This is a genomic window from Streptomyces sp. NPDC020845 (assembly GCF_044334165.1).
GTDB lineage: Bacteria > Actinomycetota > Actinomycetes > Streptomycetales > Streptomycetaceae > Streptomyces.
Window position 1 is genome coordinate 597,718 of sequence record NZ_JBIRSJ010000003.1, and the last position, 22,261, is coordinate 619,978.

A 22,261-nucleotide genomic window follows, 5' to 3' on the forward strand; every position below is an offset into this window, starting at 1 on the left:
CGCCCGGAACCGGTCCGGACGGGGCGTCACGCGCTCACGGGCGCTGGGGGACTGAGCGAATCAGTCCTGCTGCGCGCCCTTGGGGAGCTGGCGCCACTTCACCGTGGTGCTGGAGTTGAACGCCCAGTCGAGCATCTTCTTGGCGTCCGGGTACCGCTTCGGGGCGTTGAGAATCACGCCCACCACCGTCCGCCCGTTGCGCTTGGCGGCGAACACGAGGCACCTGCCGGGCGCGGTACCGGTGCCCGTCTTGATGCCGATCGCGCCGCTGTACGAACCCAGCAGCCGGTTGGTGTTGTTCCAGGAGTACGTCCTCGTCCTGCCGTTGGCCGCCGGCGCCTTCTGAACGGTGTCGACGGACTTGACGACCGTGGAGAGGGTGGAGTTGCCGAGCGCATGCCGGGCGAGCTTGGCCATGTCGCGGGGGGTGGTGTAGTTCTGCCCCCCGTACGAGATGCCGTCGAAGGTGTCGTAGTGGGTCTTGGTCATCCCCAGCGCGGACGCCTTCTTGTTCATCTGGGAGATGAACGACTTGGTGCGCTTGGCCGTGGTGTCACCGGTGCCGAACGTGTCGGCGAGCGCCATGGCCGCGTCGCAGCCGGACGGCAGCATCAGGCCGTACAGCAACTGCTTGACGGTGAGCTTGTCGCCCTTCTTCAGGTCCGCCTTGCTGCCGCCGACCCGGGCGACGTAGTCGATGTACGACTGCTTGACGGCGACCTTCTTGCTGAGATTCAGCCCCCGGCTGTCGAGCACCACGACCGCGGTCATGAGCTTGGTGGTGCTCGCCATCGGCCGCTTGGTGTCGGCGGCCTTGGCCCACAGCTGTTTGTTGGCGGTGTTGTCCAGCAGATAAGCGCCCTTGGCGCTGATCCCCGACGGACCGCCGGCGGCCTGCGCGGTGGATACCGGCAGCGCGACCGATACGGCCGCCGTGGATGCGATGACGGCCGCTCCCCAGCGACGCACCGCGGTTCCCCCTAATCTCCTCATATGCCCTCCATCTTCTAGGAATTTCGCGGGCGAGCGCATCATTCCATCGGGTGACGGAGGGACGGAAATCGGGGCGTCAGTTCGATTGCGCGACCCAGTCGTAGGCGATTTGTGCGTCGAACTCCCGCTGGCCGCCCGAGAAGACCAGCCCGGCCGAGGCGAACGCGGCGCCGTCCTCGCCCGCGTCGCCGTCGGGCGCCTGGCCGTCCGGAACGTAGGGCACCGCGATACACCGCATCCCGGCCCGGTGCGCCGCCTCGACCCCGGGCGCGGAGTCCTCCACCACCACACACTCGGCCGGGGCGGCGCCCAGCAGGCGCGCGGCCTCCAGGAAGACGTCCGGCTCCGGTTTGCCGCGGCCGACCTCCTCCGCCGAGACCCGCACGGCCAGCAGCGAGCCCAGCCCGGTCGCCTCCAGCGCGGCCTCGATCGCGGCGCGGGAGGACCCGGACGCGACGGCGAGGGGGTGCCCGGCGGTGTGCAGCCGCTTCACGAACGCGCGCATCTGAGGGAAGGCCGCGGCGGAGGTGCCCACCAGCTCCAGGTAGTGGCGGTTCTTGACGGCCAGCAGCTCGTCCACGGGCGCGTCGATACCGTACTCGGCGCGCAGGGTCTCCAGGGTCTCGCGCGTGCCGATCCCGATGAAACGGGAGTGCTGCTCCCAGGTGAAGCCGGTGACCCCGTACCGCTCCAGGGTCAGCCGCCCCGCCTCGTAGTAGTGCGGCTCGCTGTCCACGAGCGTGCCGTCCAGGTCGAAGAGGACCGCGGGGGTGCGGGAGGCGCGGGGCGTCATGGGCACCAGCATGCCAAGCGGGACGGTCAGCCCTCCCGGCGGGCTCGCGCCGCGTGGTCCCGGCCGGTCGTGGCCTGGTCCCGCTCGGTCGGGGTCGCCGCCCGTTCCCGCCCGGCCGTGGCTGCCGCCCGCCCCACGGCCTCGACCAGCGGCAGCACCCGGTGGGCCACCCGCTCGCGCAGCGCCATCTCGGTGCGGGTGCGGACCACGCCCGGCAGCTGGATGAGCCGTTGGACGACGTCCTCCAGATGCTCGTTGTCCCGCGCCACGACCCGGGTCAGCAGATCCCCGGCGCCGGTGATCGAGAACGCCTCGATGATCTTGGGCACCTCGGCGAGCGCGTCGCCGACGTCGTCCAGATGGCCCTGGGTGACCTCGATATGGACGAAGGCCAGCACCGGATGGCCGAGGGCGGCCGCCTTTGATCTTGCGCAGTGCGCCGCCCTTCAGGGCGGTGGTGAAGCTCACCCCCAAATTGCTCTGACCCGTACGGGTCCGGAGTGGTGGCCTCGGCCGGCTAAGCGGGGCGTTACTGGTTCTCGATGTATTGGCGTACAGCAGTGGGCGGTGCTCCGCCGCATGCGTCAGGATTCGGATTCCAGCGCGGCGACATAGACCAATTGATACCGTGACGGCATGACCACGGAACGTGTCGGGGAGAAGCGACAGTTCGGGCATCGCGCCCGGCTGGCTCTGACGCCTGCACAGGCCGTGCTCATGGATGGTCAGGCGCACGCGGCCCGCACCTTGTGGAACCTGCTGCACGACTGGTGGACGATGTTGCCCAGGGGCAAGCGTTCCCTCGCGGCGGCGGACGCGGCGATCCGCCAGGCCCGCAAGGAGGTCGACTGGCTTGCCGTGCTCCCTGCGCAGGCCGCCCAGGCTGTGCTCAAGACGTACTTCCAGGCGTGGAAGAACTGCTGGGAAGGCCGCGCGGGTGCTCCCGGGTTCAAAGCCCGCTTTCGCACCGTGATGTCCGTGGACATCCCTCAGGGCCGGGACCTGTGCATCACTCGGGTGCACCGCCGCTGGGGCATGGTCAGCATCCCCAGGATCGGCCGCGTCCGGTTCCGCTGGACCAAGGATCTGCCCGTGGGAAAGCGTGCCAACGCCCAGAACCGGATCACCGGGGCCCGGCTGGTCAAAGACGTGCTTGGCTGGCACATAGCCTTCCGCGTCCAGACCCTCGAACCCGCACCTGAGGCGCACACCGGCCCCGAAGTCGGCATTGACATGGGTGTCACCGTGCCGCTCGCCCTCTCCGACGGCACGACATACGACCACCAGGCATGGCTGACTAGGAGGGAACAGGCCAAGCTGGGCCGGCTGGAGCAGCGGGCCGCGCACCGCAAGAGCTTCCGCAAGCGGGGAGAGCGCACCTCCAACCGCTTGCGGGCCACCTATGACCAGATCGCAGGAATCCGCGCGAGAGCCAAGCGCCGACACCTGGACTGGCAGCACAAGGCCACCACCACCATCGCCGAGAAATACGGCACGGTCGTGGTGGAAGACCTGAACATCACGAACATGGTCAAGAGCGCCAAGGGCACCGTGGAGACCCCGGGGAAGAACGTCGTCCAGAAGTCCGGCCTCAACCGCGCCATCAGCCAGGAGGCATGGGGTCGCACGGTCGAACTGCTGACGTACAAGACCGCCCGCCATGGCGGCACCCTTCACAAGGTTCCCGCCCCCGGCACCTCCCAGCGCTGCTCGATGTGTGGGCTCACCACACCGGGCAGCAGGGAGTCCCAGGCCGTGTTCGTGTGCAAGAACCCCGACTGCGGCTGGGTGGGCAACGCCGACCACAACGGAGCCCGGAACATCTTGCACCTGTACCGGATGGGCCTCGCGCTCATCCCGGCTGCCGGGAGGGCAGTCGTCAGGCGCGCACGCCGCGTCAAGCCCACCACCGCAAGGTAGGCAGGAATCTCCCGGATTCACCCGGGAGATCACTTCAAAGCTGGATGATGTTCTTCGTAACGCTGATGGCCGGACTGCTGTACGGGCTCCTCGGCGTGCTGCACCCGGGGCTGCTGGCGCTGCGCCTGGAGCAGACCGTCATCGGCGCCCTCGGCGCGGCCCTCGCGGTTACGGCAGTCCTGCCGGTCACCACGCACGCCGCGACCGATGCCTGGATCAGGCGCGCCCTGCACTGCGTACGGGAGTGCGCCGCCGAGTCCGCCCGCCGGCTCGCGGGCGACCCGGCCGCCGACCCCGCGCCCCGGGTGGCCGAACTCGAAGCGGTGCTGGTCAGGCTGCGGATGTCGATCGCCCCGCTGCTGCATCCGCTCAGCCCGCTGCGCGCCCGTAAGTCCCGGGCCCGGCAGGTCATGGTCGCCCTCGACGACTGCGCCCGGCAGGTACGCGGCCTCGCCGGGGTGGCCGCCGACCCGGACGCCTCGCACGACGCCCGGCTGACTGCCGCCTGTCTGCGGGTCGAGGCCGCGGTGGGGCGTCTGGTGAACCCCGCCGCCCGCCCCGCCGCCGAGCCCACCGCGTCCGGTGCCGAGACGCACCACCACCCGGGCGCGGAGCGCGCCCTCGCCCACCTCCACGGCCTGGAGGCGGCGCTCGCCGGGCTCGCGGCACCGCTGTACGGCGGCGCGCGGGCGCCGCTCGCGAAGGCGTGACGCGCGCGAGCGGCGACGTACTCGGGATTTGGCGGAGTTGGTCGGGTTGGTCTAGACCGCTGCGTTACCGTCGGGCTTTCATCTGTAAAGTCGGCGGAAGGGCAGTGCGGTGAGCACCACAGGCAGTGGACAGCGGGCGTACATCGGGTCGTTCACTTCGGCGGGCGGCGCCGGCGTCACGGTCGCGTCCGTGGACGCGGAGACGGGCGCGCTGCGCGCCCTGCACAGTACGGACGCCGTGCCCAACCCCTCCTACCTCGCGCTCGCCCCCGCCGGCGAAACCCTCTACACGGTGAGCGAGACCGACGACGGCGCGGCCGCGGCCTTCCGCGTCGCAGACCCCACCCGGCCGCCCGTCCCGCTGGGCACCCCCGTACCGGTGCGCGGCGCCGCCCCGACGCACCTCGCGCTCGCCGCCGGGCATCTCTTCACCGCCAACTACGGCTCCGGAAGCGTCACCGCGCTCCCGGTCCGGGACGACGGCGCGCTCGCCGAACCGTCGGTGGTGCTGTGCCACGAAGGCAGCGGCCCCGACGCCGCTCGCCAAGAGGGCCCGCACGCGCACGCCGTCGTGCCGGACCCGCCGGGGCGCTGGGTGCTCGCGGTCGACCTGGGGACGGACTCGGTGTGGGTGTATGCGGCGGGTACGGGTGGGGGAGTTGGCGTGACCTTGCGGGTCCATCGCGAGGCCCGGCTGCGCCCCGGCAGCGGCCCGCGCCACCTCGCCTTCCACCCCCGCGGCGAGCGCGCTTACGTCGTCAACGAACTGGACCCGACGGTCACGGTGTGCCGCTGGGACGCGGCGTCCGGCAACCTCGACCCGCTCGGCGAGGTAAGCGTCCTGCCGAGCGGTACGGACGTCCCCAACTTCCCGTCAGAGATCGTCGTCTCGGCGGACGGCCGGTTCGCCTGGGTCGCCAACCGCGGCCACGACAGCGTCGCAACCCTCGCCCTCGACGCGTCCGGCGACACGATGACGCTGGTCACCACCACCCCCTGCGGCGGCCACTGGCCCCGCGACCTGACCCTCGCCCCCTCGGGCCGCCACCTCTACGCCGCGAACGAGCGCTCCGGCGATGTGACCTGGTTCCGGATCGACCCGTCATCGGGCGTCCCGATCCGGATGGGCTCACTCGCCGCCCCGGCCGCCTCGTGCGTGATCTTCGCCTGAGCGGGGCGACCCACCCGCCCCGCTGCGCAAGCGACGGCCCCACCTTGCCGCCCTCGGGGCGAGGGTCCCGCGGCCGACCGACGGCCCGGGGCGTCGTACGGATAAGCGGGGCGGCGGCCCCGGGGGCGGGGGCCGCCATGTACCCGTGCGGCTCAGCGCGGCGTCAGCGCATGGCCGGGTTCGGCTGGAGCTTGATGCCCAGGACCGTCGCGTACTTCGCCAGCACCAGCTTGCCCACGGCCGGGTACGCGCCGAGCGGCTCCGCCGCCGCGCACTCCGCCTCTTCGGCGGCGGCCGCGGGGAGGTCGGCCGCGACCTCGGGGCCGATGAGGTAGGGCGCGAGGGCCAGCCGGGTGGAGCCGGCCGTACGCAGTTGCTCGGCGACGCGGACGACGGCCCCGTCCTCGTCCAGCGCGGCGGCCATCACCGGTATGGCCAGGCGCGCGGAGAGCAGCATGCCGGTGATGCCACCGGCCTGGGCCGCCTCGGCGCCGCCGACCGTGGCCAGGATGATCCCGTCCGCGGCGGTCGCGACCGTGAAGAGGCGGGCGCGGTCGGCGCGGGCGAGGCTCGCCTCCGACAGGCGTACGTGCAGGGCCTCGGCGAGGAGCGGATGCGGGCCGAGGACGTCGGTGAGTTCGGCGGCGGAGCCGCTGTGCTTGACGGCCTGGCGTATCCGGCGCAGCAGCGCGTTGTCCGGCCCGGCGAGCAGCGGCACGACGACGGCGGAGGCGGTCTCGTCGGTGACGGCGGGCTCGGCGGCGGCCGCCGCGGCCGCGCCCTCCTCGCCCAGCGCCTCCGCCTCGGCCTCGGCCTTCGCCTTGGCCGCCGCGGCGGCCCGGCGGGCGCGCTCGCCGCGCTCCTGCGCGGCGCGGGTGAGCACGCTCTCGAGCGCCGGGAAGTCCTCGCTCGCGCCTTCCCCGTTACCGTCCCAGTCCACGTACCCGATCCGGGCGTCGAGGCCGGGCAGCTCGGAGCGGGCGATGCTCAGGACCTCCTCGGCCAGGCTCCGGGTGGCGTCGTCAGGCGAGCCCGGGACGGCCAGCACCAGCGGAGGGGCGCCTACAGGGGCGACCACGGGCTCCGGTCGGCGGTGCCGTCCGGGCTGGCGGGGACGCGGCATTCGTACAGGCAGGCCGGACGCGGGCCCAGTGGGGGAGCTCATGGCGCCGCATGTTAGTCGCTTGTTGTGATCGACTGTTCGCGAGGGTGCGGCGCGGGGTCTTCTGTCCCTATTTGCCGAGCCGTGTTGTTCGACACTGTTCGCTTTACCGCTGTTTGCCTTGACGCTGGGCGATGGCGGGTTTAAGACTCCGGCGCGACCGAGCCGATGTCCATGACGCGCAACAGCGCCGCGTCCAGCGGCAGGCGCAGCGAGTGCGTGGCGAGCGCCGTGGCGATGCGCACCGCGCCGGCCAGCGGATCCCCGGCCGCCTCGGTCACCCGGGCGTTCGGCAGCCGCTCGGCCAACTGGGCGCGCAGCGGTACGAGCAGGGGCGCGCCCATACGGAGGAGGCCGCCGGTGAGTGCCACCACACGTCCCTCCACATCCGGGCAGACCGCCTCCGCGGCTTGCGCGATGTGCTGTGCGGCGTCCCGCAGGATCGCGGCCGCGACCGGATCCCGCTCCGCGCAGCGCCCGACCTCGGGCGCGAACGAGGCCAGCACGGCGGGCCGGTCGGGGCGCGGATACAGCTTCCCCGGCAGCTCGCCCGCCGGTCCGAAGACCGCCTCCAGACGCGTCAGCAGCGGCTGTGAGCCGCCCTCGCGCCCGTCGTACGCGCGCATCGCCGCTTCGAGTCCGGCCCGGCCGATCCAGGCCCCGCCGCCGCAGTCGCCGAGGAGGTGGCCCCAGCCGTCGGCACGGCGCCAGCCGCCGCCCCCGAGGGCACCGGCAGTCGAACGGGCCGTACTTTCCCCGTCGCCGTCAACGTCCGCGCCGTCACCGTCCGCGCCGCCCGCGCCGTCCGCGTCCGCCGTATCGCCCGGCAGGGCCCCGAGCGCGATCAGGCCCGTGCCGGCCGCGACCACCGCGCCGGGCCGCTGGCCGAGGGCGCCGGCGTAGGCGGTCACCCCGTCGGCCGCCAGGGCCAGCCGCCGGGTGCCCAGCGAACTCGCCAGCGCGTCCGGCAGCTTGGCGCGCAGATCGTCGCCGAGCGAGGCCATGCCCGCGGCGCCGACGCACACCGCCACCACACGGTCCGCCCCCGCCTCGCGCAGCAGCGCGCGGGCGGCGGGGAGCACCCGGGCGAGCAGGCTGTCCGCGTCGATGCCCCGGTCGCCGACCACGGCGGGCGTGGGCACGGACGAGGACCAAGCCAGCCCGCTCGCCGGGCCGTCGCCCCCAACGCCGCCCCGCTCCTCGCCGCCGTCCCCGTCTCCCTCGTACGGGGCGTCGGCGTGGGCGAGCGCGACTCGGACACCGGAGCCGCCGGAGTCGATGCCGAGTACGAATCCCTGCTCCGTACTGTCGCCCACCGCTCAGCCGAACCCGCGCGCGTCCTGCTTGAGCGCGGTGTCCACGGTCAGTGCGGTGGCCACGACGAGGCTCAGCAGCGGGTCGGGCAGCTGGCGGTGGATCTGCAGGACGTAGTTGTCCGCGGTGGTGAACATCGTCTTCGCCAGACCTTCCCAGGTCTTGGTGATCCGGGCGATCTCGGTGTCGGTGTGGTCGACGATGGCGAAGTTCCAGGCCCGCCAGTTCTCCGCCTTGATGGCGCCGATCTGCTGGCCGTTGACCTGAATGGCGAAGTTGATCTTGCCGATGGCGTTCTGCTGCACGATCTCGCCGACCGGCTGCCCGTCCGGGCGCGTCACCAGCACCTTGGACTTGATGAACTTCGCCGGGCGGGTGAGCACCAGATGCGGCTGGCCCTGGGCATCGCGGATCTCGAGCTTGTGGGTCATGAACTGGTCGAGGCTGGAGACGAACCGAGCCACCTTCTTCAAGGTGCTCTGGCCGACCTGGACCACCGAGCCGATGGTGCGCCCGTGCTGGTCGAAGACGCTGTATTCGTTGGTGAGCTCGATCAGCTTGGCCTTCTGGTTCACCACCAGCACCGGCTCGCTGAAGAGCGTGCCGCCGCCGGCGTGGACCGGGGCGACGCCCGCCTGCTGCTGCACCTGGCGCTGCACCTTGGCCGGGTCGGCGGCCGGCGCCTGCTGCTGCGGGACCTGCCCGGGCTGGCCAGGGTGGGTGTGCTCGGTCCACTGCGCGCCGTCCCACCAGCGCAGCAGGTTGGGCGTGCCCTGCGGGTCGGCGTACCAGCCCGCAGGGGTGTTCGGATGTGTCGTCATGGCGGGCAGACTACCCGCCCCTCACCAGGAAGGAAGCCGTCAGGGAAGGCGCCAGTCCACCGGCTGGGCCCCTTGCTGTACCAGGAGGTCATTGGCCCGGCTGAACGGACGTGAGCCGAAGAAGCCGCGGTCGGCGGACATGGGGGAGGGGTGCGCGGATTCCACGGCGGGCAGGCTGCCGAGCAGCGGGCGCACGTTCCGGGCGTCGCGGCCCCACAGGATGGACACCAGGGGGCGGCCGCGCGCGGCCAGCGCCCGGATGGCCTGTTCGGTGACCTCCTCCCAGCCCTTGCCGCGGTGCGCGGCGGGCCGGCGCGGCGCGGTGGTCAGCGCCTTGTTGAGCAGCAGTACGCCCTGCGCGGTCCACGGGGTCAGATCGCCGTTGGACGGGCGCGGCAGGCCGAGGTCGGTGTGCAGCTCGCGGTAGATGTTCTCCAGGCTGCCGGGCAGCGGGCGCACCTCGGGGGCCACCGAGAAGCTGAGCCCCACGGCGTGGCCGGGCGTCGGATAGGGGTCCTGACCGACGATCAGGACGCGCACCTCGTCGAAGGGCTGCTGGAAGGCGCGCAGCACATTCTGTCCGGCCGGCAAGTAGGTGCGCCCCGCCGCTATCTCGGCCCGCAGGAAGTCGCCCATCGCGGCGATGCGTCCTTCGACCGGCTCAAGTGCCTTGGCCCAGCCTGCTTCTACGATTTCGTTCAAGGGTCGTGCAGCCACGTCGCGTCACTCTAGTGGTTCAGCGCGTGGCCGTGCGCCACCTCACCCGAGCAGGTCCCTCAGCTCACCCCACCACCGCCGCCCGTACGCACAGCACGTCCGGAAGGTGCTCGGCGACCAGCCGCCAGCTGTCCCCGTCGTCCGCGCTCGCGTACACCTCGCCGTTGCGGTTGCCGAAGTAGACGCCCGCCGGGTCGGCGTCGTCCGTGCGCAGCGCGTCCCGCAGCACCACCCCGTAGTGGTCGGCCTTCGGCAGTCCGGCGGACAGCTCGGACCACGACGCCCCCGCGTCCTCGGTGCGGAAGACCCGGCAGCGGTAGCCGGGCGGATAGCGGTCCGAGCCGTCGCTGACCGGGAACACATAGGCCACGCCGCCGCGCCGGGGGTGGGCGGCGACGGCGAATCCGAAGTCGGCGGGCAGCCCCTTGCCGATCTCCAGCCAGGTCGCCCCGGCGTCGTCGCTGCGGTACACCCCGCCGTGGTTCTGCAGATACAGCCGGTCGGGGTCCACCGCATCCGGCGCGATCTTGTGCACGCACTGGCCGAACTCCGGATACGGATCGGGCAGGAACTCCGCCTTCAGCCCGGTGTTGGACGGGGCCCAGCTCGCCCCGCCGTCCGCGGACCGGTACACCCCACCCGAGGACACGGCCGCCAGCACCACATCGGCGTCGCGGGGGTCGGTGACGACCGTATGGACCGCCTGCCCGCCGAAGCCCGCGCCCCACTCCGGCCGCTGCGGGTGATCCCACAGGCTCCGTACGAACGCGAAGGTCTCGCCGCCGTCTTCGGACCGGAAGAGGGCGCCCGGCTGGGTGCCCGCGTACACCACATCGGGCGCGGCGGGCCCGGCCGGGTGCAACTGCCACACCCGCTCCAGCGAGGTGTCGGTGCCCTCCGGGAACCGCACCGCGGGCGCGGGCGGTTCGTGCCAGGTGCGCCCGAGGTCGTCGGAGCGGAAGACCGACGGACCCCAGTGCGAGCTGTCGGCCCCGGCCAGCAGCCGGGGCACGGTGCGGCGGGTGTCGATGCCGACGGAGTACACCGCCTGCATCGGGAAGTGGGGACCGGTCAGGTCCCAGCCCCCGCCCCTACGGCGCCCGAGGAACAGCCCCTTGCGGGTGCCGATGGCGAGCAGGACGTCATCCATGGCGCATCACTCCTTGCGATGTGTCCGGCGTCACACGGCCAGCACCTCAGAGTCTGCACCCCACCACTGACAACGGCCCGCTCCCTCGCGTCACCCCAGCTCAGGCGGCCCGGCCGTACTGCGGCGGGGCCGTGGCGACCGCACCAAGATCACGCGCCGCGTGCCGCGCCCAGTACGGGTCGCGCAGCAGCTCGCGGCCGAGCAGCACGGCGTCCGCCTCGCCGCCCGCGACGATCTTCTCGGCCTGCTCCGGCTCGGTGATCAGGCCGACCGCGGCGACCGGAAGCCCGGTCTCCGCCCGGACGCGCGCGGCGAACGGCACCTGGTAGCCCGGGCCGGTCGGGATCCGCACCCGCGCCGCGTTGCCGCCGGTGGAGACGTCCAGCAGGTCCACTCCATGGGCGGTGAGCTCCCGCGCGAACCGCACGGTGTCGTCGGCGGTCCAGCCCTGGCGTTCGTCGGAGTCGTCCTCGGTCAGCCAGTCGGTCGCCGAGATCCGGAAGAACAGCGGCAGCTCGTCCGGCCACACCGCGCGTACGGCGTCCACGACCTCGAGCGCGAAGCGCGTCCGGTTCTCGAAGGACCCGCCGTACTCGTCGGTGCGGCGGTTGCTGTACGGCGAAAGGAACTCGCCGATCAGATAGCCGTGCGCACCATGGACCTCGGCGACCTCGAACCCGGCGGCCAGCGCGCGCCGCGCGGCCTCGGCGAACTGGTCCACGATCTCATGGATCTGCTCGACCGTCAGCTCCTCGGGCACCGGGTGGCCCTCGTCGAACGGCAGCGGGCTGGGCCCGAGCGGCTGCCAGCCGCCCCCGTCCTCGGCCACGGGCCCGCCGCCCAGCCACGGCCGGTCGGTCGATGCCTTGCGTCCGGCGTGGGCCAGCTGGATGCCCGGCGTGGTGCCGCGCTCCTTGAGGAACGCGGTGATCCGGCGGAACGCCTCGGTCTGGGTGTCGTTCCACAGGCCCAGGTCGGCGGGGCTGATCCGGCCCTCGGGGCTGACGGCGGTGGCCTCGACCAGGATCAGGCCGGTGCCGCCGACGGCGCGCGAGGTGTAGTGCGAGAAGTGCCAGTCGCCGGCCACGCCCGCGTCCGGGCCGCTGACCTCGGCGGAGTACTGGCACATGGGGGACATCCAGATCCGGTTGGGAATGGTCAGCGACCGCAGGGTGTAGGGCTCGAACAGCGCGCTCACGGCAGGCTCCGTCTCAGGTCTTCGCCAGTGGATCCCTCGTACGATAACCCTCGTAGTACGCCAAACGTCAAACTACGAGGGCTCTCGTACAATGGGATCTCGTCACGAGGCACCTAGGGTCTGTCGTCAAAGGGGGCGTCCGGCCGCGAGCGGCGTCTGGTGCGGTACATCGCAAGGCGGAGCGTCGCCCTCGTACTGGACGTACTTGGGCGATGCGACAACGCAGCGAGGTGCCGCCCGCCGCGGTAGCGGCTGATGTCACTGCGGCGTCGGGAGCAGGGCGCCCCCTTTGACGCCAGGCCCTAGGAGCAGCCGTGCAGCCGCAGACCCCCGCCCCGCCACCGTCGACCAGCCGTGCGCTGGAGCACCCCGCACGCGACGCCATCCGCCTCGAAGACGTGCTGCACGCGCTGTCCGACCCCATGCGGCTGCGGGTGGTGCGGACTCTGGCGGGGGAGGCCCGCGAGCTGGCCTGTTCCGATATCGAGCTGCCGGTGAGCAAATCCACCACCACCCACCACTTCCGGGTGCTGCGGGAGTCCGGGGTGATCAACCAGATCTACCAGGGCACCGCCAAGATGAACGCGCTGCGCCGCGAGGATCTAGACGCGCTGTTCCCCGGACTGCTCGACAGCGTCCTGCTCGCCGCCGACCGCCAGGACCTGGTCCCCGGCGGCTTGGTGGGCGACGGGCGCTGACGCCGCCTGACCGGACCCGGCCGGCAGATGGTTGAAGAGCAGGTTGAGCGCGATGGCGGTGAGGCAGCCCGCGCTGATCCCGCTGGTCATGATCGTCTGGAACCAGTGTGGGAACTGCTCATAGACCCCCGGCACGCCCACCGGCAGCAGTCCGACGGCGACCGACACCGCGACCACCGTGAGGTTGTGGTTGTCCCGGAAGTCCACCCCGGCCAGCGTCCGCAGCCCGCTCGCCGCGACCGTCCCGAACATCACCAGACCGGCGCCGCCCAGCACCGGCGCCGGGACCGCCGCGACCAGCGCGCCCAGCTTGGGCTCCAGCCCCAGCAGCACCAGAATCCCGCCCGCCGCGGCCACCACCCACCGGCTGTGCACCCGCGTCATCCCCACCAGGCCGACGTTCTGGGCGAAGGCCGTGTACGGAAAGGTGTTGAAGACCCCGCCCAGCAGGGTGGCCGCACCGTCCGCGCGCAGCCCGTCCGCGAGCCGCCGGGCATCGACCTCGCGGCCGGTCATCTCGCCCACCGCGATGAAGTCCCCGGTCGTCTCGGTCATGGACACCACGGCGACCACCAGCATCGACGCCACAGCAGCCGCTTCGAAGGTCGGGGCGCCGAAGTGGAAGGGCGTGGAGACGCCGACCCAGTCGGAGTCGCCCACCCCCGAGAAGTCGGTGAAGCCGAGCGGCACGGCCGCCGCCGTCCCGGCCACGATGCCGACCAGCACCGCGACCCGGCCCAGAAAGCCGGGCGCGAAGCGCTGTACGGCCAGCACGGTGATCAGCACCCCGGCGGCAAGACCCAGGTTCTTCGGCGCCCCGAAGTCCGCCGAACCCTGGCCGCCCGCCGCCCAGTTGCCCGCCACCGGCAGCAGCGACAGGCCGATGACCAGGATCACCGTGCCGGTCACCAGCGGCGGGAAGAAGCGCAGCAGCCGCCCGAAGACCGGCGCGAGCAGGATCATCGCGAGGCCCGAGACGAGCACCGAACCGTAGATCGCCGGCAGCCCGCCGCCCCCGGTGCCGATCAGCACCATCGGGGTGACCGCCGCGAAGGTGCAGCCCTGCATGATCGGCAGCCGTACGCCGAACCGCCACAGCCCCACGCACTGCAGCACGGTCGCTATCCCGCACAGCAGCAGATCCGCGTTGATGAGGTACGCCAGATCCGCGGGCGGCAGCTTCATGGCGCCGCCGACGATCAGCGGCACGGCCACCGCGCCCGCGTACATCGCGAGCACATGCTGCAGACCGAAGGCCGCGAGCTGTCCGGGCGGCGGGACCTCGTCCACGGGATGGCGTGCGGGCTTCATGGCGGCTCCTTTTGCGGCTACGGAAATGCTGGGGAGTGGGTAGCACGACAACTGGGCGCGACGATAGAAGCCTTGAACAGCTTGTTGATTTCACGGGCGTTGCCGCCGTGTGTTTCTGGGGCGGTTGGGTGTTCTGCGGCGGCTGTGTGTTCCGGGGTGGCTGTGTGTTCTGCGGTGACTGTGTGCTCTGGGATGGCTGTGTGTTCTGCGGTGACTGTGTGCTCTGGGATGGCGGGTGTTCTGGAAGGGGCTCAGCCCCGGGCGCCGCGGGCCGCGGTCAGCAGTCCGGGCCAGTCCGGGATCTTCACCCGAGGCCGCCCCAACGCCCGCCCGAGCGCCGACTCCGCCGCCTCGATCCGCAGCCAGCCGGGCCACTCCACCGGCTCCAGACCCATCGCGCGCAGCGCCGCCCGCGGGTCCTCGGCCACCGGGCGCGCGGCGAGGGCGGCGGCGTCGGACAGAAGGGAGGCGATGGTCTCCTTGGCGCACGACCGGTTCGTCCCGATGACCCCGGTCGGCCCCCGCTTGATCCACCCCGCGACGTACTCGCCGGCCGAGGGCGCACCGCCGCGCACCACCCGCCCCTGCTCATGCGGGACCGTCCCGCTGGCCGCGGCGAACGGCAGCCCGGGCAGCGGTACGCCCCGATAGCCGACCGAGCGCAGGACCAGCTGCGCCGGTAGGTCCTCGAAGTCGCCGGTCCCGGCGACCCCGCCCATCCCGTCCGGCGCGGTCCGCTCGAACCGCACCGCCCGTACGGCGCCCTCGCCGAGCACCGCCGCCGGGCGCAGGAAGAAGCGCAGATGGATCCGGCGCGGCCGGCCCATGGGCTCGTGGCGCGCCCAGTCGCGCAGCACCTCCACATTGCGCCGGACGGGCCCCGGCAGCCGCGACGGATCCGCGAACGCCGGGTCCATCGCCAGTTCCTCGGGCCGCACCAGCACATCGGCGGCGGCCAGCGCGCCGAGCTCGCGCAGCTCCTTGGTGGTGAACTTGGCCTGCGACGGGCCGCGCCTGCCGACCATGTGCACATCGGTGACCTGGCTGTCGGCGAGCGCGTCGAGGGCGGCGTGCGGTACGTCGGTGGCGCGCAGCTCCTCCGCCCCGCGGGCGAGCACCCGCGCCACGTCGACCGCGACATTGCCGACCCCGATGACCACGGCCGAGCGCGCGCCCAGCGCGAAGGCGTCGATCGCCGAGTCGGGGTGGGCGCTGTACCAGGAGACGAACTCGGTGGCCGAGAAGCTGCCCGGCAGCTCTTCCCCGGGGATGCCGAGCCGGCGGTCGGACGCCGCCCCGACGCAGTACACGACCGCGTGGTACAGCCCGAGCAGCCGCTCGGGCACCAGCGGCGCGGGCCCCACCGGTACATTGCCCAGGAAGCTGACCTGGGGGTGCTCCAGGACCGTGCGGAGGGTGTTCTGCAGCGACTTGATCTTCTCGTGGTCCGGGGCGACCCCGTAGCGCACCAGCCCGTACGGACAGGGCAGCCGGTCCAGCACATCCACGGCCACATCGGGCACGGCCTGCTGCTGGACGAGCGCCTGGGCGGCGTAGACCCCGCTCGGTCCGGATCCGACGACTGCTACGCGAAGCACGGCGGAGCTCCTTCCGCAGGATGTCTCCAGCATCGCACCCGATGGGGGCTACGGTCCGGCATTACGCGCCGGACAACAGGCTCCCGGGTGACGGCAGGGGCCGGAGGCTGACGTTCCGGACCAGAGGCCGACGCCCGGAGCCGGGCGCCCGGAGCCGGGCGCCCGCCGTGAGCTGTCCGTGATTCGCGCGATGCGCGCTATCCGAGCTGCTGCATCCGCCGGATCTCGGCGCTCTGCTGCGCGATGACGTCGTCCGCCATCTCCTCCACCTTCACGTTGTTGCCCTGCGCCAGCACGTCCGTGGCCATGGAGATCGCGCCGGAGTGATGGGTGATCATCAGCTTGAGGAAGAGCTTGTCGAACTCGGCTCCGCTGGCGGCGCGCAGCTGATCCAGCTGCTTCTGGGTGGCCATACCGGGCATGGAGCCGTGGTCGTGCCCGCCCTCGTGGCCCGCCGTGCCGCCTTCTGTAATGCCGTCAGTGCCGCCGTTCGTCTGCAGCCAGCCCTTCATCGCCTCGATCTCCGGCTTCTGCCCGGCGGAGATGCGCTCGGCGAGCCGTTTGACCTTCGACGACTTCGCCCGGTCGGGGGCCAGGGCGGTCATCACCAGGGCCTGCCGGTGGTGCTGGATCATCATGCGTACGTAGCTGAAATCGGCCGCGTTGGGGGAGTCGTCGTCCTTCGCCTTCGCCGCCTCTTCGGCCGTCAGTTTCTTGGCCGCCTCCCCGGGCTTGCCCGGCGCGATCACCGAGGGCCCGGAGTCCTTGGCCTTGTCGCCCGCCTTGTCGCCGCCGTCGGCCTCGCAGCCGGTGAGGGCCAGCGCCAGGGCCGCGGCGACCGCCGCGACCGCGAGCGAGGCGGCGCGTGCGGCACGGGCGGTCGTGGTCGTACGCCGGATCAACACCGTGACCTCCAGAGACTTTTGCGAGCTGTGCTGACCGTATTAGCACGTAAGTGGCTGATCCATGCAAGGAATCTTCGTTACATATTCATTGCCGACTGTTGAGGTGTACATGGATCGAGCGATACTGCGCAGGGCCCACGTCTACACATCGTTCGATCCCGAACGGGAAGAAAGGGAGGACGCAGTTGAAGCCGTGGCACAGACTCCAGACGCGCCATAGACCCTCGATGCGCCCCCGACACCTCGGCACCGCCGTAGCCGCCTTCGGCCTGCTCGCCTCGCTGTTCGCCGCGAGCCCGGCGGCCGCGACGCCCGACCCCGGAGCCACCCCGAAGAGTGAACGGGTGTCCAAGGGGCAGGCCGATGAGGTCAAGGCGGCCATCGAGGACGGCGAGATACCCGGTGTGGACGAGATCGTCCACAGCGACAACGTCAGCCATCTGACGAACATCCCCAAGCAGGCCCTCAAGGGCACCAATTCGGACCTGGCCTTCCAGGGCAAGTACGCCTTCGCGGGCAACTACGACGGCTTCGTCATCTACGACATCAGCAACCCGAAGCAGCCGAAGACCGTCAGCCAGGTGCTGTGCCCGGGCTCGCAGAACGACATCAGCGTCTCCGGGAACCTGCTCTTCCTCTCCACGGACTCCTCGCGCAGCGACAACTCCTGCAACAGCACCACGCAGCCCGCCACGGAGAAGTCGTCCTGGGAGGGCATGAAGGTCTTCGACATCAGCGACAAGGCCGAGCCCAAGTACGTCGCCGCCATCGAGACCTCCTGCGGCTCGCACACCCACACCCTGGTGCCCGAGCGGGACAACGTCTACATCTACGTCTCCTCGTACTCCCCGGACGCCACCTTCCCGGACTGCCAGCCGCCGCACGACGGCATCTCCGTCATCAAGGTGCCGCGCCGCGCGCCCGAGAAGTCGGCGGTCGTCGACTTCCCGGTGCTCTTCCCGGACGGCGGCAACCCGGGCGCGCCCACCAACCCGGGCGTGTCCAAGACGACCGGCTGCCACGACATCACCAGCTTCCCCAAGCTCAAGCTGGCGGCGGGCGCCTGCATGGGTGACGGCGTCCTGCTGGACATCGCCGACCCCGCCAAGCCGCGCGTCATCGACCGGGTCGAGGACAACGTCAACTTCGCCTTCTGGCACTCCGCGACCTTCAACGAGCGCGGCAACAAGGTCGTGTTCACCGACGAGCTCGGCGGCGGCGGAGCCGCGACCTGCAACGCCGAGGTCGGCCCCGACCACGGCGCCGACGGCATCTACGACATCGTCGGCAAGGGCGACCAGCGCAAGCTGGTCTTCCGGAACTACTACAAGATCCCGCGCTACCAGGCGAACACCGAGAACTGCGTCGCCCACAACGGCTCGCTGATCCCGGTCAAGGGCCGCGACATCATGGTCCAGGCGTGGTATCAGGGCGGCGTGTCCATCTGGGAGTTCACCGACTCCAAGAACCCGAAGGAGATCGGCTACTTCGAGCGCGGTCCCATCTCCGCCGACACGCTGGTGGGCGGGGGCTCCTGGTCCGCGTACTACTACAACGGCTACATCTACTCGAACGACATCGCCAAGGGCTTCGACGTTCTCAAGATCGACGACCGGCGCACCGACGGCGCCCGGTCGGTGCGGCTGAGCGAGCTGAACGTACAGACGCAGCCCGACTACCGCTGACCGTCCGCCCCGGACGGCTTGCCGCCGTCCGGGGCGTCACCACCTGTTCCGCTGTCCGCTTCGGCGTCCGTTTCATCGCCCGCCCGCGCGCCCGGCGGGACGCCCAACTCCCAGTCCAGCTTGTAGCGGTTGAAGAGCTCGGCCCGCAGCCGCTCGACCGGCACCGGGGCCCCCGGCAGCAGCACCGCGACCACCGCGCCCATCAGCTGTGCGCGTAACAGCACATAGTCGGCGTCCGGTTCCGACGATCCGTACCGGACCATCGTCTCGCGGAGCAGCGCGGCCAGCCGCTGCTGCTCGGCGCACTTGATGAACCCCTCGGCCGTCAGGATGCCCGCCATATGCGTCCGCATCAGCCGCGGACGCTCCACGGCCAGCCCCAGGATCGCGTCGATCGCCCGCGCCAGCCACTCCCGGCCCGCGTCCTCGCCTTCCGGCAGCGGCTCGCGCTCGAGCCCCTTGGCCAGCTCCAGATGCATCAGCCGGTGCACGGCCGTCTGCAGCAACTGGCGCTTGCCGGGGAAGTAGTAGGAGACAAGGCCGCGCGCGGCCCCCGCCCGGTCGGCGATATCGGCGAGCGTCGTCGCCTCGTAGCCGCGCTCGCCGACCAGCTCGACCGTCGCCTGGAGCAGACGTTCCTGGGACCGACGGCGCAACTCCTCATTGACCGAAGCGCTGCGGGGGGACATGCTGTAACTCCTGCGTTGACTGGCTCTTGGCCAATATACTCAGTGAGGTCTCGGGTTGTCCGCCACCGTGCCCTGGGCGGCCCCGATACTCCGTCGATTTCGGGCGACGCGGGGGATCGCCCGAAATCGACGGTTTTGCCGCGTCTATGACGGGTCATTGTGGGGATTTCGCAGGGTAATCAGGCCGTCTCGACGCCGCCCGCGAGATCCAGCACCGGCCGCAGCCCGTCGGGCCGCTGATCCACCGGCAGATGGTCCACCACGTGCACCCGGCACCCCAGCCGCGACGCTCCCCCGTCCGCCCGCCGGTCGTCACCCACCATCACGGTGTCGACCGGGGCCAGTACGAGCGCGTCGCACGCCACCCGGAACAGCCGGGGGTCCGGCTTCTGGATGCCGTGCTCGTACGACAGCACATAGGCGTCCACGAACTCGTCAATACCGTGCGCCCGGAACACCGGCCGCAGATCCCAGCCGATGTTGCTGACCACCGCGATCCGCACCCCGCGCCGCCGCAGCTCGCCCAGCACCTCGGCCGTGTCGGGGTACGGCCGCCAGGCGGCCGGCTCCATATGACGGTCGTACAGCGCGTCGTACAGCTGCGGGTCGGGCAGCGGCACCTCGCGGGCCAGCCCGGTGTAGGCGGCGCGGTGGTCCTCGGCGCGGCGGTCCCGTACGCCCCACAGCTCGGTCAGGTGGGGCGGTACGGCCTGGGGCGGGGCGCCGCCCGGCAGCGCTCCCGCGTCCTCCAGCTGCCGCGCGTACCGCGGAATATCCTCCTCCGGGATGGCCGTGCCCGTTGCGTCGAGCACGGCCCGCAGCCAGGACTCGGTCGGCTCGATACGGAAGAGGGTCCCGGAGAAGTCGAAGAGCGCACCCTTGATCGTCATGCCCTCATCGTTCCAGGCGAGCCCCCTCACGGGGGCGTATCGGGCGATTCCCGCACCGACTCGTCCTGACGGCCCGGCGGGACCCGTCGGGGGTACGGGTACGCGGCCGCCGCAGCGCAGACCAGGGCGGCGCCCAGCAGCCAGCCGCCCAGTACGTCGGAGGGCCAGTGCACCCCCAGATACACGCGGGTGAACCCCACGCCGGCCACGGACACCGCGGCCACCAGCGCCGCTGCCCTCAGCCACGCCCGCCGCGCCCCGCACAGCGCCATCACCCACAGCAGCAGCCCGAACGCGACGGTGGTGGTGAGGGCGTGGCCGGACGGGAAGGCCGCATAGTGCGCCGAGTCCACCGGGTTCCGCCAGTGCGGGCGCTCCCGGCCGACCGCCGCCTTGACGCCCTGCTGGAGCGCGGTCCCCGCGGCGGAGGCGGCCACGACCCACAGCGCGAGCAGCCGCTCCCGGCGCCACAGCAGCCAACCGACGAGCAGCGCCGTCCCCGCTCGCATCGTCCAGGGGTCCCACACCCAGTCGGTCAGCACTCTGTTGGCGTCGGTCCAGCCGTGGTGCGTCACCGCCGTCCGGTGCAGGGCTTCGGCGATGTCCCCGTCGGCGTCCTCCAGCGGACCCCAGCGGGCCACGACCAGGATCAGCAGGACCAGGAACAGCACGGTCAGGACGGCGGCGGTACGTACGGCACGGAGCCTTGAGACGTGCATAGGACGATGATCGCGCACTGACGGGTGCGCGCGTCGGCCAGGGCTGCCGGGCGCGGAAGAAGGGCGCGTGTCCCGCCCCCCCCGGCGAAGGGTTTACGCTCCGCTCAGCCCAGCACCCGCAGCGCCGGGACCAGCGTGACCACGAGCGGCACGACGGGGACCAGCGCCGCCGCGGCCGTCAGCCGCAGGCGGCGTGCGGGGGTGAGCCGCGCGGCGGGGGCGAGCAGCCGGTCCACCCGCCGCGGGACCTCCGCGAGCTGGGCAGGGACGGGTCCGAACACCCCGCGGTGCTCGTTCAGTTCGACCAGCGCGAGCGCGGTCGTCAGCCGCCCGAAGCGGCGCGAGGCGGAGTCGTCGGCGGCCAGCTCCACCAGCCGGTGCACCTGGTCGCGGAAGGCCGCGAACACCGGCACCTGCGGAAAGCCCGTGGCCAGCGCGGACGAGCAGTGCAGCAGCCAGTGGTGGCGGGCCCGGGCGTGCCCCTGCTCATGCGCCAGTACGGCGTCCAGCCGACGGCCCTTGAGGCGGCGCAGCGCCGCCGTGGTGATGACCAGCCGGGGCGGCGTGCCCGGCAGCCACCACGCCTCGGGCCGCTCGCCCTCCAGTACCACCAGCCGGTCCCCGGTGGGCTCCTCGCCGGGCAACGCCGGGCAGCGGTCGAGCAGTTCGGCCCGCCGCTGCTTGCGCCGCGTCCGCGCCCGGCCGATCTCGCGCGTCAGCATCAGTGCCGTCCATACTGCGCCGCAGGCCAGGGCTAGTGCGACGGGGGCGGCCCAGGGTCCGTACGCGGACAGCGCGTACGCCTCCACCACGCCGTGGGGCGCGGGGGCGAAGACATTTCCGCGCACGGCCTGCGAGGCCGCCGCCGCGGTGAGCGCCATGGTCAGCCCGCAGCACAGCAACACGGCGACCACCACGCACTGCCACACCCACAGGGCGAGCACTGGTTCGCGGTCGGCCCAGTCGGACCGGGCCAGCAGGCGGGGCGCCATTGCCGCCGCCAGGGCGCCGAGGCCCATCAGCGCGAGCGGGACCATCATGGCCGTTACCTTATGAGCGCGGTGTCGGGGCCGGTACGGTCCTGCGGCCGGAAGTGACGTACGCCACGATCACCGGAGGCCGGGCGAGATCGGCCCCGGGCGCCGACTCAGAGCGTCAGCAACATCGCCAGCATCCCGATCCCCATGGACAGCCTGCACGCGTCGGCCAGTTCGGGCCGCCGCGACCAGGCGAGGCCACCGGAGCCCCCGCCCGCCCCGCCCGCCCCGGCCGCCCCGGCCGGCGCCAGCCGGGTCGCCGACCACACCACGTACACCGCGAAGTACGAGAGCAGCACGGCGGTGAGCGCCGGCACGCCGCCCGGCACCCGCCCCTGCGCCGCGTGTCCGGCGTGGCCGGGGCCCCCAGCCGGGGCGCTCACCGCCATCGCGAGCGCCATATAGACCATCGCCAACGCCCCGACCGCGTGGTGCAGATGGTGCCCCAGTGCTGTCCTGCCGCCGCCGTGCCACGCGGGCAGCAGCGCCCGTACGGCCGCCACGGCGAACACCGCCGCGAGCAGGGGCGGGCCCCACGGCCGGGGATCCAGCGCCGTGGCGGGCACCGCCATCACCGCCATCCCCCACCCCATCAGCGCCTCCGCCCCCGCGGCCCGCCGCATCCGGCCGGGCGGCTCGCCACGCATCCGCAGCAGGCAGTACGACCCCGTGGCCGCGCACAGCGCGACCAGCAGCCAGCCGACCAGCGGTGGTCCGTGCACGGCGCACCTCCCGGGACGGACGGATCCCCCGGAGGCTGCCCGGCGAGCGCCCCGCACA

At 72.1% G+C, this 22,261-nt stretch carries 20 protein-coding genes and 2 pseudogenes; 5 read left to right on the top strand and 17 right to left on the bottom strand.

Annotated features, from left to right (window positions below; all coding sequences use genetic code 11):
- Window positions 1-60 precede the first annotated feature (60 nt).
- The 3 genes and pseudogenes from ACH4U7_RS09795 to ACH4U7_RS09805 form a co-directional block, all read right to left on the bottom strand.
- Entirely contained in the window at window positions 61-993 is a 933-nt protein-coding gene (locus tag ACH4U7_RS09795) for a D-alanyl-D-alanine carboxypeptidase family protein (protein ID WP_398527431.1), read from the bottom strand.
- Window positions 994-1,069: 76 nt separating this feature from the next.
- A complete protein-coding gene (locus ACH4U7_RS09800; RefSeq protein WP_398527432.1) occupies window positions 1,070-1,786 on the bottom strand; it encodes an HAD family hydrolase in 717 nt (238 codons plus the stop codon).
- A 26-nt stretch (window positions 1,787-1,812) separates the two neighbouring features.
- Window positions 1,813-2,202: pseudogene (locus ACH4U7_RS09805) on the bottom strand (Lrp/AsnC family transcriptional regulator); the annotation flags it as partial.
- Window positions 2,203-2,422: 220 nt separating this feature from the next.
- Between ACH4U7_RS09805 and ACH4U7_RS09810 the strand changes: the two are divergent.
- From ACH4U7_RS09810 to ACH4U7_RS09820, 3 genes and pseudogenes are all read left to right on the top strand, one after another.
- Complete coding sequence (locus ACH4U7_RS09810; protein ID WP_398527433.1) at window positions 2,423-3,706, top strand: RNA-guided endonuclease InsQ/TnpB family protein; 1,284 nt, start codon at window positions 2,423-2,425, stop codon at window positions 3,704-3,706.
- 38 nt (window positions 3,707-3,744) lie between these two features.
- Window positions 3,745-4,416, top strand: a pseudogene (locus tag ACH4U7_RS09815) (FUSC family protein); the annotation flags it as partial.
- Window positions 4,417-4,525: 109 nt separating this feature from the next.
- Complete coding sequence (locus ACH4U7_RS09820; RefSeq protein ID WP_398527434.1) at window positions 4,526-5,587, top strand: lactonase family protein; 1,062 nt, start codon at window positions 4,526-4,528, stop codon at window positions 5,585-5,587.
- A 163-nt stretch (window positions 5,588-5,750) separates the two neighbouring features.
- Here the strand turns inward: ACH4U7_RS09820 and ACH4U7_RS09825 are convergent, their stop codons facing one another.
- The 6 genes from ACH4U7_RS09825 to ACH4U7_RS09850 form a co-directional block, all read right to left on the bottom strand.
- On the bottom strand, window positions 5,751-6,752 hold the full coding sequence (locus ACH4U7_RS09825; protein ID WP_398527435.1) for a hypothetical protein: 1,002 nt from the start codon (window positions 6,750-6,752) through the stop codon (window positions 5,751-5,753).
- Window positions 6,753-6,892: 140 nt separating this feature from the next.
- Window positions 6,893-8,065, bottom strand: coding sequence for an N-acetylglucosamine kinase (locus tag ACH4U7_RS09830; protein ID WP_398527436.1), 1,173 nt, complete (start codon window positions 8,063-8,065; stop codon window positions 6,893-6,895).
- Window positions 8,066-8,068: 3 nt separating this feature from the next.
- On the bottom strand, window positions 8,069-8,884 hold the full coding sequence (locus tag ACH4U7_RS09835) for a phospholipid scramblase-related protein (protein ID WP_398527437.1): 816 nt from the start codon (window positions 8,882-8,884) through the stop codon (window positions 8,069-8,071).
- Between the two features lie 39 nt (window positions 8,885-8,923).
- Window positions 8,924-9,601 carry a uracil-DNA glycosylase gene (locus tag ACH4U7_RS09840; protein ID WP_398527438.1) on the bottom strand — a complete coding sequence of 226 codons (678 nt, stop codon included), beginning with the start codon at window positions 9,599-9,601 and terminating at the stop codon, window positions 8,924-8,926.
- 64 nt (window positions 9,602-9,665) lie between these two features.
- Window positions 9,666-10,751 carry a WD40/YVTN/BNR-like repeat-containing protein gene (locus tag ACH4U7_RS09845; RefSeq protein WP_398527439.1) on the bottom strand — a complete coding sequence of 362 codons (1,086 nt, stop codon included), beginning with the start codon at window positions 10,749-10,751 and terminating at the stop codon, window positions 9,666-9,668.
- A gap of 100 nt (window positions 10,752-10,851) precedes the next feature.
- The gene (locus ACH4U7_RS09850) at window positions 10,852-11,949 is read right to left on the bottom strand and encodes an NADH:flavin oxidoreductase/NADH oxidase (protein WP_398527440.1); all 1,098 of its coding nucleotides are present in this window, start codon (window positions 11,947-11,949) and stop codon (window positions 10,852-10,854) included.
- Between the two features lie 314 nt (window positions 11,950-12,263).
- On the opposite strand from ACH4U7_RS09850, the gene ACH4U7_RS09855 reads away from it, so the two are divergent.
- Window positions 12,264-12,647: an ArsR/SmtB family transcription factor gene (locus tag ACH4U7_RS09855; RefSeq protein ID WP_398527441.1), complete on the top strand. Its 384-nt coding sequence runs from the start codon at window positions 12,264-12,266 to the stop codon at window positions 12,645-12,647.
- Here ACH4U7_RS09855 and ACH4U7_RS09860 read toward each other — a convergent pair.
- From ACH4U7_RS09860 to ACH4U7_RS09870, 3 genes are all read right to left on the bottom strand, one after another.
- Complete coding sequence (locus tag ACH4U7_RS09860) at window positions 12,552-13,958, bottom strand: nucleobase:cation symporter-2 family protein (protein WP_398527442.1); 1,407 nt, start codon at window positions 13,956-13,958, stop codon at window positions 12,552-12,554. The two genes, ACH4U7_RS09855 and ACH4U7_RS09860, sit on opposite strands and share 96 nt — an antisense overlap.
- A 251-nt stretch (window positions 13,959-14,209) precedes the next feature.
- Entirely contained in the window at window positions 14,210-15,556 is a 1,347-nt protein-coding gene (locus ACH4U7_RS09865) for an FAD-dependent oxidoreductase (RefSeq protein ID WP_398527443.1), read from the bottom strand.
- 197 nt (window positions 15,557-15,753) lie between these two features.
- Entirely contained in the window at window positions 15,754-16,461 is a 708-nt protein-coding gene (locus ACH4U7_RS09870) for a DUF305 domain-containing protein (RefSeq protein WP_398527444.1), read from the bottom strand.
- Between the two features lie 227 nt (window positions 16,462-16,688).
- Here ACH4U7_RS09870 and ACH4U7_RS09875 point away from each other — a divergent pair, with 227 nt between their 5' ends.
- Window positions 16,689-18,146: an LVIVD repeat-containing protein gene (locus tag ACH4U7_RS09875; protein ID WP_398527445.1), complete on the top strand. Its 1,458-nt coding sequence runs from the start codon at window positions 16,689-16,691 to the stop codon at window positions 18,144-18,146.
- On the opposite strand, the gene ACH4U7_RS09880 is transcribed toward ACH4U7_RS09875, so the two are convergent.
- The 5 genes from ACH4U7_RS09880 to ACH4U7_RS09900 all read right to left on the bottom strand — a co-directional run bounded on the left by ACH4U7_RS09880 (window position 18,137) and on the right by ACH4U7_RS09900 (window position 22,203).
- Window positions 18,137-18,835: a TetR/AcrR family transcriptional regulator gene (locus ACH4U7_RS09880; RefSeq protein ID WP_398527446.1), complete on the bottom strand. Its 699-nt coding sequence runs from the start codon at window positions 18,833-18,835 to the stop codon at window positions 18,137-18,139. The two genes, ACH4U7_RS09875 and ACH4U7_RS09880, sit on opposite strands and share 10 nt — an antisense overlap.
- Before the next feature lie 179 nt (window positions 18,836-19,014).
- Window positions 19,015-19,725, bottom strand: a complete 711-nt coding sequence (locus ACH4U7_RS09885) for an HAD family hydrolase (RefSeq protein ID WP_398527447.1) — start codon at window positions 19,723-19,725, stop codon at window positions 19,015-19,017.
- Window positions 19,726-19,751: 26 nt separating this feature from the next.
- Entirely contained in the window at window positions 19,752-20,444 is a 693-nt protein-coding gene (locus ACH4U7_RS09890) for a phosphatase PAP2 family protein (RefSeq protein ID WP_398527448.1), read from the bottom strand.
- Window positions 20,445-20,548: 104 nt separating this feature from the next.
- Entirely contained in the window at window positions 20,549-21,484 is a 936-nt protein-coding gene (locus ACH4U7_RS09895) for a M56 family metallopeptidase (protein WP_398527449.1), read from the bottom strand.
- 107 nt (window positions 21,485-21,591) lie between these two features.
- Window positions 21,592-22,203 (bottom strand): DUF5134 domain-containing protein, encoded by a 612-nt coding sequence (locus ACH4U7_RS09900; RefSeq protein ID WP_398527450.1) that lies wholly within the window; start codon window positions 22,201-22,203, stop codon window positions 21,592-21,594.
- Window positions 22,204-22,261 lie beyond the last annotated feature (58 nt).